The organism is Actinomadura sp. NTSP31 (genome assembly GCF_041951385.1).
Lineage (GTDB): Bacteria > Actinomycetota > Actinomycetes > Streptosporangiales > Streptosporangiaceae > Spirillospora > Spirillospora napierensis.
Genome location: NZ_JBGNUT010000041.1, coordinates 1 through 15,168, shown reverse-complemented (window position 1 = coordinate 15,168; position 15,168 = coordinate 1). Strand labels below are relative to the sequence as shown.

The 15,168-nt window shown below is 73.5% G+C and carries 14 protein-coding genes; 12 read left to right on the top strand and 2 right to left on the bottom strand.

The window, feature by feature from the left end; translation table 11 throughout:
- Position 1: 1 nt before the first annotated feature.
- Both ACA514_RS43135 and ACA514_RS43130 read left to right on the top strand, forming a co-directional pair.
- Positions 2-1,018 (top strand): LCP family protein, encoded by a 1,017-nt coding sequence (locus tag ACA514_RS43135; RefSeq protein ID WP_375047265.1) that lies wholly within the window; start codon positions 2-4, stop codon positions 1,016-1,018.
- 139 nt (positions 1,019-1,157) lie between these two features.
- Entirely contained in the window at positions 1,158-1,577 is a 420-nt protein-coding gene (locus ACA514_RS43130; protein WP_375047264.1) for a CBS domain-containing protein, read from the top strand.
- 4 nt (positions 1,578-1,581) lie between these two features.
- On the opposite strand, the gene ACA514_RS43125 is transcribed toward ACA514_RS43130, so the two are convergent.
- Positions 1,582-2,781 carry an aminotransferase class V-fold PLP-dependent enzyme gene (locus tag ACA514_RS43125; RefSeq protein ID WP_375047263.1) on the bottom strand — a complete coding sequence of 400 codons (1,200 nt, stop codon included), beginning with the start codon at positions 2,779-2,781 and terminating at the stop codon, positions 1,582-1,584.
- 113 nt (positions 2,782-2,894) lie between these two features.
- Here ACA514_RS43125 and ACA514_RS43120 point away from each other — a divergent pair, with 113 nt between their 5' ends.
- From ACA514_RS43120 to ACA514_RS43090, 7 genes are all read left to right on the top strand, one after another.
- Complete coding sequence (locus ACA514_RS43120; protein ID WP_375047262.1) at positions 2,895-4,778, top strand: ABC transporter ATP-binding protein; 1,884 nt, start codon at positions 2,895-2,897, stop codon at positions 4,776-4,778.
- Between the two features lie 87 nt (positions 4,779-4,865).
- Positions 4,866-6,071, top strand: coding sequence for a serine hydrolase domain-containing protein (locus ACA514_RS43115; RefSeq protein ID WP_375047261.1), 1,206 nt, complete (start codon positions 4,866-4,868; stop codon positions 6,069-6,071).
- Positions 6,072-6,364: 293 nt separating this feature from the next.
- Positions 6,365-7,165 carry an amino acid ABC transporter permease gene (locus tag ACA514_RS43110; RefSeq protein ID WP_375047260.1) on the top strand — a complete coding sequence of 267 codons (801 nt, stop codon included), beginning with the start codon at positions 6,365-6,367 and terminating at the stop codon, positions 7,163-7,165.
- Positions 7,162-7,923, top strand: a complete 762-nt coding sequence (locus ACA514_RS43105) for an amino acid ABC transporter ATP-binding protein (protein WP_375047259.1) — start codon at positions 7,162-7,164, stop codon at positions 7,921-7,923. Before ACA514_RS43110 ends, ACA514_RS43105 begins: the two co-directional genes overlap by 4 nt.
- A gap of 30 nt (positions 7,924-7,953) precedes the next feature.
- The gene (locus ACA514_RS43100; protein ID WP_375047258.1) at positions 7,954-8,826 is read left to right on the top strand and encodes a substrate-binding periplasmic protein; all 873 of its coding nucleotides are present in this window, start codon (positions 7,954-7,956) and stop codon (positions 8,824-8,826) included.
- On the top strand, positions 8,823-10,742 hold the full coding sequence (locus ACA514_RS43095) for a CocE/NonD family hydrolase (protein WP_375047257.1): 1,920 nt from the start codon (positions 8,823-8,825) through the stop codon (positions 10,740-10,742). The genes ACA514_RS43100 and ACA514_RS43095 overlap by 4 nt, the downstream gene beginning before the upstream one ends.
- Positions 10,743-10,751: 9 nt before the next feature.
- Positions 10,752-11,837 (top strand): DUF5937 family protein, encoded by a 1,086-nt coding sequence (locus ACA514_RS43090; protein WP_375047256.1) that lies wholly within the window; start codon positions 10,752-10,754, stop codon positions 11,835-11,837.
- A 7-nt stretch (positions 11,838-11,844) separates the two neighbouring features.
- Here ACA514_RS43090 and ACA514_RS43085 read toward each other — a convergent pair whose 3' ends face one another.
- Positions 11,845-12,861, bottom strand: coding sequence for a YeiH family protein (locus ACA514_RS43085; RefSeq protein WP_375047255.1), 1,017 nt, complete (start codon positions 12,859-12,861; stop codon positions 11,845-11,847).
- A gap of 71 nt (positions 12,862-12,932) precedes the next feature.
- Between ACA514_RS43085 and ACA514_RS43080 the strand changes: the two genes are divergently transcribed.
- The 3 genes from ACA514_RS43080 to ACA514_RS43070 all read left to right on the top strand — a co-directional run bounded on the left by ACA514_RS43080 (position 12,933) and on the right by ACA514_RS43070 (position 14,916).
- Positions 12,933-13,841, top strand: coding sequence for a LysR family transcriptional regulator (locus tag ACA514_RS43080; RefSeq protein ID WP_375047254.1), 909 nt, complete (start codon positions 12,933-12,935; stop codon positions 13,839-13,841).
- A gap of 10 nt (positions 13,842-13,851) precedes the next feature.
- Positions 13,852-14,196, top strand: a complete 345-nt coding sequence (locus ACA514_RS43075) for a winged helix-turn-helix transcriptional regulator (protein ID WP_375047253.1) — start codon at positions 13,852-13,854, stop codon at positions 14,194-14,196.
- 63 nt (positions 14,197-14,259) lie between these two features.
- A complete protein-coding gene (locus ACA514_RS43070; protein ID WP_375047252.1) occupies positions 14,260-14,916 on the top strand; it encodes an NADPH-dependent F420 reductase in 657 nt (218 codons plus the stop codon).
- The last annotated feature ends 252 nt before the right edge of the window (positions 14,917-15,168 follow it).

Below are 15,168 nucleotides of genomic sequence, written 5' to 3'. Positions count from 1 at the left end.
CATGGACGATCTGGACCTGCTCCGCGACCTCGGCCGGGACCTGGAGCACGAGCCGCCGGCGACCCTGCCGCGGCAGCGGCACCGGCTGCTGCACGCGGCGCACGCGCGCCGCCGGTTCCGGATGCCCGGAGGCCGCTGGACGCTGTTCGGGGTGGTGGCGGCGGTGACGGCGGCGGCGATCCTCGTCCCGGCGTTCGTGCTGCACGGACGGGGCGCGCGGCCGGTGGCGGCGAAGACCCCGGGCGCCGCCGCGAAGTCGATGAACATCCTGCTGGTGGGGTCGGACGCGAGGGGCGGCCGCCCGGCGCGGTCGGACACGATCGTGCTGGTGCATCTGCCGGCCGACCGGGCGCGCGCCGAAGCGGTGAGCATTCCCCGCGATGCGATGGTGGACGTCCCTGCGTGCACGTCCGCGAAGGGCGACCCGACCCTGCCGTACCAGGGGTTGATCAACGGGGCGTACATCCTCGGCGGGGTGCCGTGCCTGCTCAAGGCCGTCGAGAAGGCGACGCTCGTGCCGGTCGACACCGTGGTGGAGATGGACTTCCGCGGGTTCAAGGGCATCGTGGACGCGCTGGGCGGCGTGCCCGTCACCGTCCCGAAGACGATCCTCGATCCCCAGGGGCGGCCGCTGCTGCCGGCCGGGCGGCAGGTCGTGAACGGGGAGGGGGCGCTGGCGTTCGTCCGGGCCCGGCACGGGCTGGGCGACGGGTCGGACCTGGACCGGATCAAGCGGCAGCAGCAGTTCATGGCCGCCGTGGCCCGCAAGGCGAAGAGCGGGGTGCTGACCAATCCGGTGCGGCTGGCGCGGTTCACGACCGCGGTGGCGCGTGCGGTGCGGACGTACCCGCGGATGGGGCCGGGGGAGCTGGAGGCGTTCGCCAGGAGCCTGCAGAAGACGGATCCGGGCGCCGTCCGCTTCTTGACGGTGCCGGTGCGTCCGGCGCCGAAGGACCCGAACCGCATCGTCTTCGACGATGCGCGCGCGCGGCGCGTGTTCGCGGCGTTCAAGAAATAGGCGTTCAGGATTAGCGGACGGGCCCGCGGGCGCCGATGAGTGGCCGCCGTTCTGCCGGGTAGGGCCGGAACCGTCCCGGGGGCTTCCGGCTGGTCCCGGTGCTCCCGGCGGAACGACCACGAGGCTCGAGGAGTGTGCAATGGCCACGAAGATCCGCGACATCATGACCGGTTCCCCGACGTCGGTGTCCCCGGAGCTCGACATCGTCACGGTGGCGCGGGCGATGCGCGACGAGGACATCGGCGCCGTGCTCGTCGCCGAGGGCGACGACCTGAAGGGCCTGGTCACCGACCGCGACCTGGTCGTGCGCGGGCTGGCCGCGGGCGGCGACCCGGCCCAGGCCAAGATCGGCAAGCTCGCCAGCAGCGTCACCGCCACGGTCGGGCCGGACGACTCGCTCGACAAGGCCGCGCAGATCATGCGCGAGCGGTCGGTGCGGCGGCTGCCCGTCCTGGAGGACGGGCGCCCCGTCGGCATCGTCTCCATCGGCGATCTCGCGATGGAGAAGGACTCCGCGTCGGCGCTCGCCGACATCAGCGCGGCCCGCGGCAACACCTGAGCGATCAGGGGAGCGCCGCCAGCAGGCGCTCCAGGTCGTCTTCGTCGTTGTAGTAGTGCACGGAGGCCCGCACGGCCGCGTCGAGGCCGTGCGGGTCGTAACCGTGCTCCCTCGGCATCGCGACGCTGACGTTGACGTCCCGCTCGCGCGCCGCCGCCTTGATCGCGGCGGGCGTGTGCCCGTCCACGGTGAACGACACGATTCCCGACTGCTGTGCGCCCCGGTCCCGGACGGTGACGCCGGGCCGTTCGGCCAGCATCCGCCGGAGTGTCGCGGCGAGGGCGGTGACGCGCCGCTCGATCGCGGAGATCCCCAGCGCCGACGCGTAGTCGGCGGCCGCGCCCAGCCCGATCTGCCCGGCGAAATACCGCTCCCAGGTCTCGAAGCGGCGCGCGTCGTCGCGGATCTCGTAGCCGTCCGGCGCCTTCCACTCGGCGGCGGTCAGGTCGAGGAACGGCGGCTCCAGCGTCCGGGCGATCTCCTGCCGCACGTACAGGAATCCCGTCCCGCGCGGCCCGCGCAGGTACTTGCGGCCCGTCGCGGACAGCATGTCGCAGCCGATCTCGGCGACGTCCACGGCGAGGTGCCCGACGGACTGGCAGGCGTCCAGCAGGTAGAGGACGCCGTGCTCGCGGCACAGCCGGCCGACCTCCGCCGCCGGGTTGACCAGCCCGTTGTAGGTCGGGATGTGGTTCAGCGAGACCAGCCGGACCCCGCCCTTGGCCAGTTCGGCCTCCAGCGCGTCGAGGGCCAGCGTGCCGTTCGCGTCGTCCGGGACCACCTCCACCCGGGCGCCCTTGGCCGCGGCGATCTGCTGGTAGGCGATCGCGTTGCTCGAGTACTCGTTCGTCGTGGTGAGGATCCGGTCGCCCTCGGCGAACGGGATCGCGTAGAACGCCATGTCCCACGCCCGCGTGGCGTTCTCCACGTAGGCGATCTCCTCCGGCCGCGCGCCGATCAGCCCGGCGACCGCGCCGTAGAAGTGCTCGACCGCCTCGGCGTTCCGTTCGGCCGCCTCGTAGCCGCCGATGGTCGTCTCCAGCGCGAAGTGCTCCGCGACCGCCTCGATGACGGGCGCGGGGGGCAGCGCCGCCCCCGCGTTGTTCAGGTGCGCGACCCGCGCGCAGCCCGGCGTGTCCGCCCGCGCCCGCACGACGTCGATGTCGGTGTCGGTCCCCACGTTCCGCCCCTCTTCGTAGATCACCTCACAGATTGTCGTACCCCCGCGCCATCCTTGGCCATGGTGGCGGCTTGACCTCAAGATTCCTTGAGGTTTCACGATGGACGTCCCGGACCGACGATCGCTGAGGATTGCCGATGGACATGGAAGTCACCGCGTGGATGTCGCTGCACCACGCCATGAACGCGCAGGACGACCGCCGGCCGTTCTCCCGGGCGACGCTGCGCCGCATCGCCGCCTTCGCCCGCCCCCACCGCCGCCCGCTGTCGGCGTTCCTGCTGTTCAGTGTCGTGATGGCGGTGCTGGCCGTGGCGACGCCCGTGCTGGCCGGGCGGGTGGTGAACGCGATCGTCGACCGGTCCGCGACGTCCACCGTCGTCGGGCTCGCCGTCGTGATCGCCGTGCTGGCGGTCGCCGAGGGCGGGCTCGGCCTCGCCAACCGGTGGCTGTCGGCCCGCATCGGCGAGGGGCTGATCCTCGACCTGCGCACCGCCGTCTTCGACCACGTCCAGCGGATGCCGGTCGCGTTCTTCACCCGCACCCGCACCGGCGCGCTCGTCAGCCGGCTCAACAACGACGTGATCGGCGCGCAGCGCGCGTTCAGCGACACGCTGTCCGGCGTGGTCAGCAACCTCGTCACGCTGCTGCTGACGTTCGCGGTCATGGTCGGCATCTCCTGGCAGGTCACGCTGCTCGCGCTGCTGCTCCTGCCGGTCTTCGTCCTGCCCGCCCGCCGGATGGGCACCCGCCTCGCCGGGCTGGAGCGCGAGGCCGCCCGGCACGACGCCGCGATGAGCACCCAGATGACCGAGCGGTTCTCCGCCCCCGGCGCCACCCTGGTCAAGCTGTTCGGACGGCCCGACCGCGAGTCCGCCGAGTTCGCCGCGCGCGCCCGCCGCGTCCGCGACATCGGCGTCCGCACCGCGATGCTGCAGCACGTGTTCATCACCGCGCTGACCATGGTGTCGGCGCTGGCGCTCGCGCTGGTCTACGGCCTCGGCGGATGGATGTCGCTGCGCGGCCACCTCGACGCCGGCGCCGTCGTCTCGCTCGCGCTGCTGCTCACCCGGCTGTACGCGCCGCTGACCGCCCTCGCCAGCGCCCGCGTCGAGGTGATGAGCGCGCTGGTCAGCTTCGAGCGCGTCTTCGAGGTGCTGGACCTGCGGCCGCTCGTCGCCGAGAAGCCCGAGGCGCGCGCCGTCCCCGACGGGCCCGTCGCGGTCGAGTTCGACGACGTCACCTTCGCCTACCCGGCCGCCGACAAGGTGTCGCTCGCCTCGCTGGAGGAGGTCGCGACGCTCGACACCCGCGGCGGCGTCGACGTCCTGCACGGCATGTCGTTCCGCGCCGAACCCGGGCAGATGGTCGCGCTCGTCGGCTCGTCCGGCGCCGGCAAGTCCACGATCGCGCAGCTGCTGCCGCGCCTGTACGACGCCGACTCCGGCACCGTCCGGCTCGGCGGCGTGGACGTCCGCGACCTGTCGTTCGAGTCGATCCGCGCGACGCTCGGGATGGTCACCCAGGACGGGCACCTGTTCCACGAGTCGATCCGCGACAACCTCCTGCTGGCCCGGCCCGAGGCGTCCGAGGACGAGCTGTGGGACGTGCTGCGCCGCGCCCGCCTCGACGCGCTGATCGAGGGCCTGCCGGACGGGCTCGACACGATCGTCGGCGAGCGCGGCTACCGGCTGTCGGGCGGCGAGCGGCAGCGGCTCACCATCGCCCGGCTGCTGCTGGCCCGCCAGCGCGTCGTCATCCTCGACGAGGCCACCGCCCACCTGGACTCCACGTCCGAGGCCGCCGTCCAGGAGGCCCTGGCCGAGGCGCTCGGCGGGCGCACCGCCGTCGTGATCGCGCACCGGCTGTCCACCGTCCGCGCCGCCGACCTGATCCTGGTCGTCGAGGAGGGCCGCATCATCGAGCGCGGCACGCACGACGAGCTGCTCGCCGCGGGCGGCCGCTACGCCGACCTGTACGAGACGCAGTTCGACACCCGCCCGCCCCTCCAGCCCGTCGGCTGAGACCCGCGGCCCGGCCGGGCGGACCACCGATGAGTTCCGGGGCGCCGGACGGTCTGCCCCTCAGAAGAACCGATGAAGGAGCGAAGGATGAGCGACGACGGCGGCCTGTCCCCGGCGGGCCTGGACCGGATGCGCCGGGTGCTGACCGGCTTCGTCGAGCGCGGCGAGCTGCCCGGCCTCGTCGCGCTCGTCCACCGGCGCGGCCGCACGCACGTGATCGAGGCCGGCACCCTGGAAGCGGGGGGAGCGGCCCCGATGCGCCGCGACACCCTCTTCCGCATCGCGTCGCTGACCAAGGCGGTCACCGCCGCCGCCGCGATGATCCTGGTCGAGGAGTGCCGGCTCCGCCTGGACGACCCGCTGCACGACGTGCTGCCCGAGCTCGCCGACCGGCGCGTCCTGCGCCGCATCGACGGCCCGCTCGACGACACCGTCCCCGCCGACCGCCCGATCACCCTGCGCGACGCGCTGACCTTCACGCTCGGCTACGGCGTGTCGTTCGTCCCGGAGGGCCTGCCGCCGATCACGCAGGCGATGCGCGACACCGGCGTCGACAGCGGCCCGGAGGGCCCGTCCTGCGGCCCCGACGAGTGGCTGAAGCGGCTCGGCGCGCTGCCGCTCGCGCACCAGCCGGGCGCCGGCTGGCTCTACAACACCGGCGCCGACGTCGCCGGCGTGCTGATCGCGCGCGCGACCGGCCGCCCGTTCGAGGAGTTCCTCCGCGAGCGGATCTTCGAGCCGCTCGGGATGCGCGACACCGGCTTCACCGTGCCCGCCGCCGACACCGGGCGGATCGCCGGGTCCTACACCTCCGACCCCGGCACCGGCGCGCTCGCCCGCCGCCCCGACCCGCGCGACGGCGCCTACGACCGCCCGCCGGTGTTCGCGGGCGGCAGCGGCGGCCCCGGCCTGCTGTCGACCGTCGACGACTACAACGCCTTCCTGCGGATGCTGCTGGACGGCGGCCGGCACCCGGGCGGGCGGCTGCTGTCCCGCCCGTCCGTCGAGCTGATGACCAGCGACCAGCTGACGCCGGAGCAGAAGGCGGGCAACGAGATGTTCCTCGGCTCGGGCGGCTGGGGCTTCGGCCTCGCCGTCGACGGCCGCCGCACCGACCTGTTCGTCCGCCCCGGCCGGTTCGGCTGGACGGGCGGCCTCGGCACGTCCGCCTACGCCGACCCCGGCGAGGACATGATCGGCGTCATCTTCACCCAGCGCGCCATGACCTCCCCGCAGCCGCCGCACTACTTCCAGGACTTCTGGACCACCGCCTACGCCGCCATCGACGACTAGCGCGCGCCTCTTCAGGGGACCGGCCGTTCCCCGCCCGGACACGGGCGGGAAACCGCCGGTCCCTTCGCCGTTCGCCCGCCGCCTCGCGATGTGAGGGTGCGGCCAATGATTAACGCATTGGCGCAACGATCCTGGTCAGTCACATAGCCTGCGCCTAGTGTGAGCCCACCGGCGACGCCCGTCCGCGGTGGACGCGAGGCCGGCCCGGGCCCCGGCCCGCGTGCCACCGGCCGCCGGGCCGCGGGCCGCCGAACCGGAGCCCCCCGGTGGACGCCGTGACGATCGGAGCGAGTGTGAGCGACTTCCTGCATACGTTCTTCGACTGGTCGGAGATCCGTGGCGCACTCCCGACGCTGCTGACGGAAGGGCTGCGCAACACGCTGCTGATCGCGGTGCTGGCCATCCTGTTCGGCCTGGTCGTCGGCGTGCTGCTGGCCGTGCTGCTGCTGTCGCGGCGGCGGCTGGTGCGGCTGCCCGCCCGGCTCTACGTGGACGTCTTCCGCGGGCTGCCCGCCATCGTGACGGTCAGCCTGATCGGCCTCGGCCTGCCGGCGGCGGGGGTCCGGCCGTTCGGCCGCAACCCGCTCGGCTACGCGGTGATCGCGGTCGGGCTGATCTCCGCCGCGTACTGCGCGGAGATCTTCCGGTCCGGCATCCAGGCGGTGCCGCCCGGGCAGCTGCAGGCCGGGCGCAGCCTCGGGATGTCCTACCTGAAGACGATGCGGCTGGTCGTGGTCCCGCAGGGGATCCGCAACGTGCTGCCCGCCCTCGCGGGGCAGTTCATCGTCGACATCAAGGAGAGCTCGCTGGTCTACCTGCTCGGCCTCGGCGTCGGGCAGCGGGAGCTGTACTTCATCGCGCAGGAGCGGCAGGCCGCGAGCTACAACGCCTCGGCGCTGGTCGCGGCGGGGCTCTGCTACCTCGTGATCACGATCCCGCTGACCTACCTCGTCAACTGGCTGGACCGGCGGATGCGCGAGGGCGGGGGCGGGGCGCGGCGGGCCCCGGCCGCCCTGGCGCAGGAGGACGCGCCGGGCGCCGCGATCGCCACCGCCGACATCACCACCGGTGCCGCAGTGAAGGAGCGGGCATGACGACGACGGCTGAGACGGCGAAGGGGACCGCGACCGCGATCAGCGTCCGGGACCTGCGCAAGTCCTACGGCGACACCGAGATCCTGCGCGGGGTGAGCTTCGACGTCGCGCAGAGCGAGGTGCTGTGCGTGCTCGGCCCGTCCGGGTCCGGCAAGTCGACGATGCTGAAGTGCCTCAACCTGCTGGAGCGGCCGAGTTCGGGCACCGTCGTCGTGTCCGGGACGACGCTCACCGACCCGAAGGTGGACGTGGACGCCGCGCGCGCCCGGATCGGCATGGTGTTCCAGCACTTCAACCTGTTCGGGCACCTCAACGTGCTCGACAACGTCACGCTCGCGCTGCGGCACGTCCGCGGCATGGGCAGGGCGGAGGCCGAGGAGATCGGGAACGCGCAGCTCGCCCGCCTCGGGCTCGGGCGGCTGGCGCGGCAGCGGTCGGGGAACCTGTCCGGCGGGCAGCAGCAGCGCGTCGCGATCGCCCGGAGCCTCGCGATGAGCCCCGAGGTGATGCTGTTCGACGAGGCCACCTCCGCGCTCGACCCCGAGCTGGTCGGCGACGTCCTCGCGGTGATGCGGGAGCTGGCCGCGACCGGGATGACCATGGTCGTCGTCACCCACGAGATCGGCTTCGCCCGCGAGGCCGCGGACCGCGTGATGTTCATGGACGACGGGCTGATCGCGGAGGAGGGCGAGGCCCGCGCGGTGCTCGACGCCCCGTCCAGCCCGCGCTTCCGCGAGTTCCTCTCCAAGGTTCTCTGACCCCCCTTCACGAAAAGGCAGGACATGCAGATGAACAAGGCCCTCAGCGTCCGCTTCGCGGCGGGCGGCGCGGTCGCCGCGGCGGCCCTGACGCTCGCCGGGTGCGGCGGCGGCGACTCCGGCAAGGACAACCCGTACGGGCTGGAGGAGGCCGGCACCGTCCTCGCGGCGGTCTCCACCGACCAGCCCCCGTTCGCGACCGCCGACAAGGGCGGCAAGCCGCAGGGGTTCATCGTCGACCTCACCGACGAGGTCGCCGAGCGGCTGAAGCTGAAGGTGGAGTACAAGGCGAGTGCGGTCCCGGCCGCGCTGCAGGGCCTGTCGTCCGGCCAGTACGATCTCGCGGCGAGCGGGCTCGGCGTCACGGCGGAGCGGCAGAAGCAGGTGTCCTTCACCAAGGGCGTCTACTGGAGCACGACGACCGTCCTGACCCGCAAGAACTCCGCCGCCACCCGGCTGACCGACTTCTCCGGCAAGCGGGTCGGCGACATCACCGGCGCCGTGCAGCAGGAGTTCGTGAAGTCGAAGATGCCGGGCGCGAAGCAGGTCCAGTTCCAGAACCAGAACTCCGCGGTCTCGCAGCTGCTGTCGGGCAACCTGGACGCGTTCGTCGTCGGCGGCCCGGACGCCGACGCGTACCTGAAGAAGTACAGCGCGCTCAAGCCCGCCGTGTCGGCGCCCGTCGACCACGCGACCGCCATGGCCGTCCAGAAGAAGAACACCAAGTTCCAGCAGGCCTTCGACGGCCAGCTCGGCGCGATGGTGCAGGACGGCACCTTCCTGAAGATCTACAAGAAGTGGTTCGTCGAGGCGCCGCGTCCGGAGCTGGTGAAGATCTGGCCCGCGCTCGGCTCCCAGGTCGGGCAGGGCGCCGAGGGCACCCAGGGCGGTTCCTCTTCATGACGGTGATGGAATCGGGGGCCGTCGCCGAGGAGGCGGAGGAGATAGCGCTGCCGGACGGCGGGTCGGTGTGGCGGCGCGTGGTGCGCACCGCCATGCGCGACGGCGCCGTCCTGGTGGCGGACCTGTACAGCCCCGACCGCGAGCTGCAGGCGCGCCCGGTCCTGCTGGAACGCACCCCGTACGGGCGGCGGGCGCGGCGCGAGTCCGACGGCCTGGACCGGCACGGCGAACCGGTGTTCCCGGACCGGTCCGCGGCGATCTTCGTCGGGCGCGGGTACAACGTCGTCCGCCAGGACTGCCGGGGGAGGGGCGACTCCGACGGCCAGTTCGTGAAGTACCTCGGCGAGGCCGAGGACGGCTACGACACCGTCGAGTGGATCGGCGCGCAGCCCTGGTGCGACGGCCGCGTCGCCACCACCGGCGTGTCGTACTCGGCGCACGTGCAGACCGCGCTGGCCGCGCTGTCGCCGCGCCACCTCGCCGCCATGTTCGTCGACTCCGGCGGGTTCGCCAGCGCGTACGAGGCGGGCATCCGGATGGGCGGCGCGTTCGAGCTCAAGCAGGCGACGTGGGCGTACCGGCACGCGCTGAACAGCCCCGCCGCGCACCGCGACCCCGTCGTCCGGGCGTCGCTCCAGTCGCAGGACCTGCCCGCCTGGTTCCACGCGATGCCGTGGCGGCGCGGCGCGTCCCCGCTGCGCGCCGTCCCCGAATACGAGGAGTTCCTGCTCGAACAGTGGGAGCACGGTCCTTTTGGCGAGTACTGGGAGCGGCTCGGGCTGTACGGGCGCGGCTCCTACGACCGGTTCCCCGACGTGCCGAGCCTGCACATGGTCAGCTGGTACGACCCGTACGTCCTGACCGCCGTGGAGAACTTCCGGGCACTGACCGAGACCAAGTCCAGCCCGGCGTACCTGGTCGTCGGGCCGTGGACGCACGGCGCCCGCAGCGTCCGGTACTCCGGGGACGTGGACTTCGGGCCCCGCGCCGTCCTGGACGGCAACCTCGCCCCCGACTACTGGGAGTTCCGGGCCCGCTGGTTCGCCCGCCACCTCGGCGGCGGCGACGCGGGCGAGGACTTCCCGCGCGTCCAGTACTTCCTCATGGGCGGCGGCAGCGGCCGGCGCACCGCCGAGGGGCGGCTGGACCACGGCGGGGAGTGGCGCACCGCCGCCACCTGGCCGCCGCAGGAGGCGACCGACGTCCGGCTGTACCTGCGGCAGGACGGCTCCCTCACCGCGGGCCCGCCGCAGGACGGCGCCGACGACCGGCTCGAGTACGACTTCGACCCGGCGAACCCGGTGCCCACCATCGGCGGGCAGATCACCTCCGGCGAGCCGGTCATGCACGGCGGCGCGTTCGACCAGTGCCCGACCGACGACACGTTCGGCTGCGAACCGCCGCACCTGCCGCTCGCGTCCCGTCCGGACGTGCTGGTCTTCCAGACCGAGCCGCTGGAGGCCGGCGTCGCGATCGCCGGTCCGGTCCGGGTGCGGCTGTCGGTGGCGTCGAGCGCACCGGACACCGACTTCACCGTCCGGCTCATCGACGTCCACCCCCCGAACGCCGACTATCCCAACGGCTACGCGATGAACCTCACCGACGGGATCCTGCGCTGCCGGTACCGGAACTCGTTCGCGCACCCGGAGCCGATGCGGCCCGGCACCGTCTACGAAATCACCGTGACGGCCCCCGACACCGCGAACCTGTTCGCCAAGGGCCACCGCATCCGGCTGGACGTGTCGTCGAGCAACTTCCCGCGCTTCGACGTCAACCCGAACACCGGCGGCCCCGAGGCGGCGGCGCGGCGGCGCGTCGTGGCCGTCAACGAGGTGCACCTGTCACCGGAGCACCCGTCGTGGCTGTCGGTGCACGTGCTGGACGACCCGTCCGGCCACGGCCCCGGCCGGGACTAGGATTCGGCCATGGTCGTCACGCTCGACGTGGAAGGGGCGCAGGCATCGCACTTCGCGGTCGGCACGTCGCCGTTGGCGGAGCTGATGGCGTGCCTGCACACCCTCGCCGAGCCCGAACACCATCCCGAGTCGCGGGCATGGCTCGCCCGCACCCGCGGGGCGCTGCCGGAGTCCCTCGTCCAGGAGCTCAACCGCTTCGCGCCGCTGTGGGCCCGGTATCGCTGCCGGCTGTTGCTGCCGATGCGCCGGCCCCTCGACCGCGAACTGTCCGCCGAGCTGGACGGCCTCGCCCGCCTCGACGCGGACGAGTTCACCCGGCTGGCGGCGTTCGCGATCCGCGGCCTGACGTTCGAGGGCGCCTACGAGCTGCGCGACGCGGCGGCGCAGCGGGCCTTCGTCAAGGCCAGCGAGCGCCGCTCGTTCTCCCGCGGCGAGCTGGCCCGCGCCCTGGTCGAGGACCCGCGCGGGTTCCGGGAACGCCTCACCGACACCCTCGAACGCTGCGCCGCCGCGTTCTTCGACGCCGAATGGCGCCGCATCGGGCCGCGCCTGAAGGACACCGCCGCGCCCGTCCGGGAGCAGCTCCGCAAGGAGTCGCCGCTGACCGTGCTGACCTCGGTCAGCCCGACCGCCACCGCGACCGGGCAGCCCGCGCGCGTCCACTACGACAAGCTCCAGTCGGCGACGGGGAAGGTCGTCGAGCGGGGCTGCTTCCTCGTCCCGACCCTGCACGGCTGGCCGCACCTCATCCTCAAGACCGGGGACGACGGGCTGCCGCTGGTCGTCCACTTCATCGCCGGGGACTGGGAGCAGCGCCCGTCCGCCCGCCAGTCCCTCATCCGCGACCGGCTCGCCGCGATCTCCGAGCCGGGCCGGTTCGAGATGTGCCGGCACCTGCTCGGCGAGCCCATCACCACGTCCGAGCTGGCGCAGCGGACGGGCATCTCCGAGCCGCAGGTGTCCCGGCACCTGCGGCGGCTGCGGGAGGTCGGGCTGATCACGTCCCGCCGCGAGGGCCGCATGATCTACCACCGGCTGCACGCGCAGCTCCTGCTGTCGCTCGGCTCGGACGTCCTGACCACGGTCATGCGCTAGCCCCGATTCAGCGCGGGATCACGGTCAGCGCGGTCAGCGCGACCGTGCCGACCAGCAGGGTCGACAGCGCGCCGAGGACCAGGCCGCGCCGTCCCGTCTTCACCAGCTCCTTCACGCGCACCGCCGAGCCCAGGCCGAACATCGCCGCGGCCAGCAGCACCGTCGAGACGTCCTTCGCGCCCGTCAGGACCGCGCCGGGGACAGCACCGGCGCTGCGCAGCGCCAGCATCACCAGGAACCCGACGACGAACAGCGGCACGATCGGCGGCCGCTTCCCCTCCGCGTGGACGCCGCTGCGCCGCTCCACCAGGCCCATGCCCGCGACCATCGGCGCGAGCAGCACGACCCGGGTCAGCTTCACGATCACCGCCGTCCCGACGGCGGCGGCGCCGGCCGGAGAGGCCGCCGCGACGACCTGCGCGACCTCGTGGACGCTCAGCCCCGCCCACATGCCGAGCGACTCGCCGTCCAGCCCGAACACGTGCGCGCCGAGGAACGGGACGACCGCGATGGCCGCGCTGCCGTAGATCGTCACGAGCGTGACGCCGGTCGCGACGTCCTCCCTCCTGCTGCGCGCCACGCTGTCCATCGCCACGATCGCCGAGGCGCCGCAGATCGAGAACCCCGTCGCCACCATCAGCGCCAACCCCTCGGACACCCCGATCAGCCGGCCGAGCACCAGCGTCCCGGCGAACCCGGACAGGACGGTGATCACGACCACGGCCAGCATGCCCGGCCCCAGCCGCAGCACCTCTCCCACGCTGAGCTGCAGGCCGAGCAGCACGACGCCGACCCGCAGGAACTTGCGGGTCGCCCACTGCAATCCGTGCGCGGTCGCCTCCGGCAGCACGCCGCCCACCAGCACACCGAGCAGCACCGCCACCGTCAGCGCGCTCAGGGCCGGCACCCACCCGTTGACCACCATCGCCGCCGCCGCGCCCGCCGCCGCCACCGCGACGCCCGGCCCCGTCCGCCCCATCCGCACCCTCAACCGCTCCGGGTGAACCGCCTCCACTGCGCTCATGTGTTCGACCCTCCGGCAGCCCGAGCCCCGCCGGAAGCGGTCGATTCGACCTCACGTCATAGCCTGGGGGCATGGCACAACCCCCGGACATGGAATCCCTCCAGCTGCTGGTGCACGTCGCCGACCAGGGCAGCCTCACCGCCGCGGCGGCCGAGCTCGGCATCAGCCAGCCGTCGGCCAGCAAGCGGCTGTCCCGGCTGGAGCGCCGGCTCGGGCTGCGCCTGCTCGACCGCACCCGCCGCGGCTCCGCCCTCACCGCCGACGGCGCCCTCGTCACCGGCTGGGCCCGCCGCGTCCTGGACGACCTCGCCGCCCTCGACGACGGCGCCGCCGCCCTCCGCCGCGCCCGCACCGCGCAGCTGTCCGTCGCCGCCAGCCTCACCATCGCCGAATACCTGCTGCCCGCCTGGATCGGGGAACTCCGCCGCGCCGACCCCGACCTGCACGTCGGCCTCCAGGTCACCAACTCCGCCCGCGTCTGCGAGCTGGCCCGGCACGGCGAGATCGACCTCGGCTTCATCGAGTCGCCCGGCCGCCCGTCCGGCCTGCGCTCCCGGGCCGTCGCGGGGGACCGGCTCGTCCTGGTCGCGCCGCCCGGCCACCGCTGGACGCGGCGCCGCCGCCCCGTCGACCCCGCCGAGGTCGCCGGCACCCCGCTGATCACCCGCGAGGCCGGCTCCGGCACCCGCCAGGCCGCCGCGCAGGCGTTCGCCGCGCACGGCCTGCGCCCCGTCCCGCCGCTGCTGGAACTCGGCTCCAGCACCGCCGTCCGCAACGCCGTCGTCGCCGGCGCCGGCCCCGCCCTGATCAGCGAGCTCGTGGTGACCGCCGACCTCGCCGCCGGCACCCTCGCCGAGATCGAGATCGCCGGGCTGACCGTGGAACGCTCCCTGCGCGCCGTCTGGCGCCCCGGCACCGACCCCGCCGGCCCCGCCGCCGCCCTCCTCGCCCAGGCCCGCCGCCCCGCCGGCGCGGCGTAACCTGCCGGATGTGGTCGCCCATGACGTGTTCCTCGCCGACTGTCCCGCCCGCACCACCCTGGCGCTGATCTCCGACACCTGGTCCGTCGTCGTGGTCACCGCCCTCGGCCGCGGCCCCGCCCGGTACGGCGAGCTCCGCGACAAGATCGGCGGGATCAGCAACAAGATGCTCACCCAGACATTGCGCCGCCTGGCCGACAACGGCCTCGTCGAACGCCGCGAACTGCGCACCGCCCCGCCCGGCACCGAGTACCGCCTCACCGACCTCGGCCGCAGCCTCCTCGTCCCCGTCTGCGCGCTGTCCCGCTGGGCCGAGGAGAACACCGACGCACTCCTCGCCGCCCGCCCGTCCTAGGAACCGCCGGGTTCCCCACGGCCTCCTACATTCCTTCCCCTGACCCCAACGCAGGAGGCCGTCATGAAGATCGGTGTGCTCGGAGCGGGAATGATGACCGAGGCCCTCGCCGCCGGCTGGGTCCGGGCCGGACACGACGTCCTGATCGGCGGCCGGACCCCCGGCAAGGCGACGGCACTCGCCAAGCGCATCGGCGCCCGCGCCGGAACCCTCCGCGAAGCCGCCGAGTTCGGCGACGCCGTCCTCGTCGCCGTCCGCCGCGAAGGCCTCGCCGACACCATCACCGCCACCGGCGGCGCCCTCGCCGGCAAACCCGTGATCGACTGCGGCAACGCCGTCGACGTCACCGACTTCTCCCAGGTCACCTACCAGGACGGCACGTCCATGGCCGAGGAGATCGCCCGCCTCGCCCCCGGCGCCCACGTCGTCAAGGCGTTCAACCAGGCCCACGCGTCCGTCTGGGCGATGACCCCGCCCGCCTTCGACGGCCGCCCCCTCGCCGTCCCCTTCGCCGGCGCCGACGAGGCCAAGCCCGCCGCCCGCACCCTGATCAGCGACCTCGGCGCCGCCCCGCTGGACGCCGGCGACCTCCGCCAGACCCGCAACCTGGAGGCGATGGCCATCGTGGTCATCCGCCTGCTGTCCTCCGGCCACGACCCCCGCTCCGTCTTCGCCTTCACCACCTCCGTCCCCGCCCCGCCCCCGCCCGCTGACCGGTAGAGGCCGTGGGAGAGGCAGTAGTCCATAGCGCAGAGGCGTGCTCGGTGCTCGGGACGGGGTGTGGGTTAGTTCTCGGAGGGGCCGAGTGTTCGGGACGGGGGCGAAGGGTGTTCGGGACGAGGGGTGAGGGGTCGGCCGTGCGGTGGGGTGGCGCTGGCGTACGGGGCCGCCCCTCCAAAGTCAAGGGCGCCTTCGGCGTCGCTTCGCGATGGACTTCGTCCACCCTTGACTTTGGAGCCTCTGCGGCCCCTG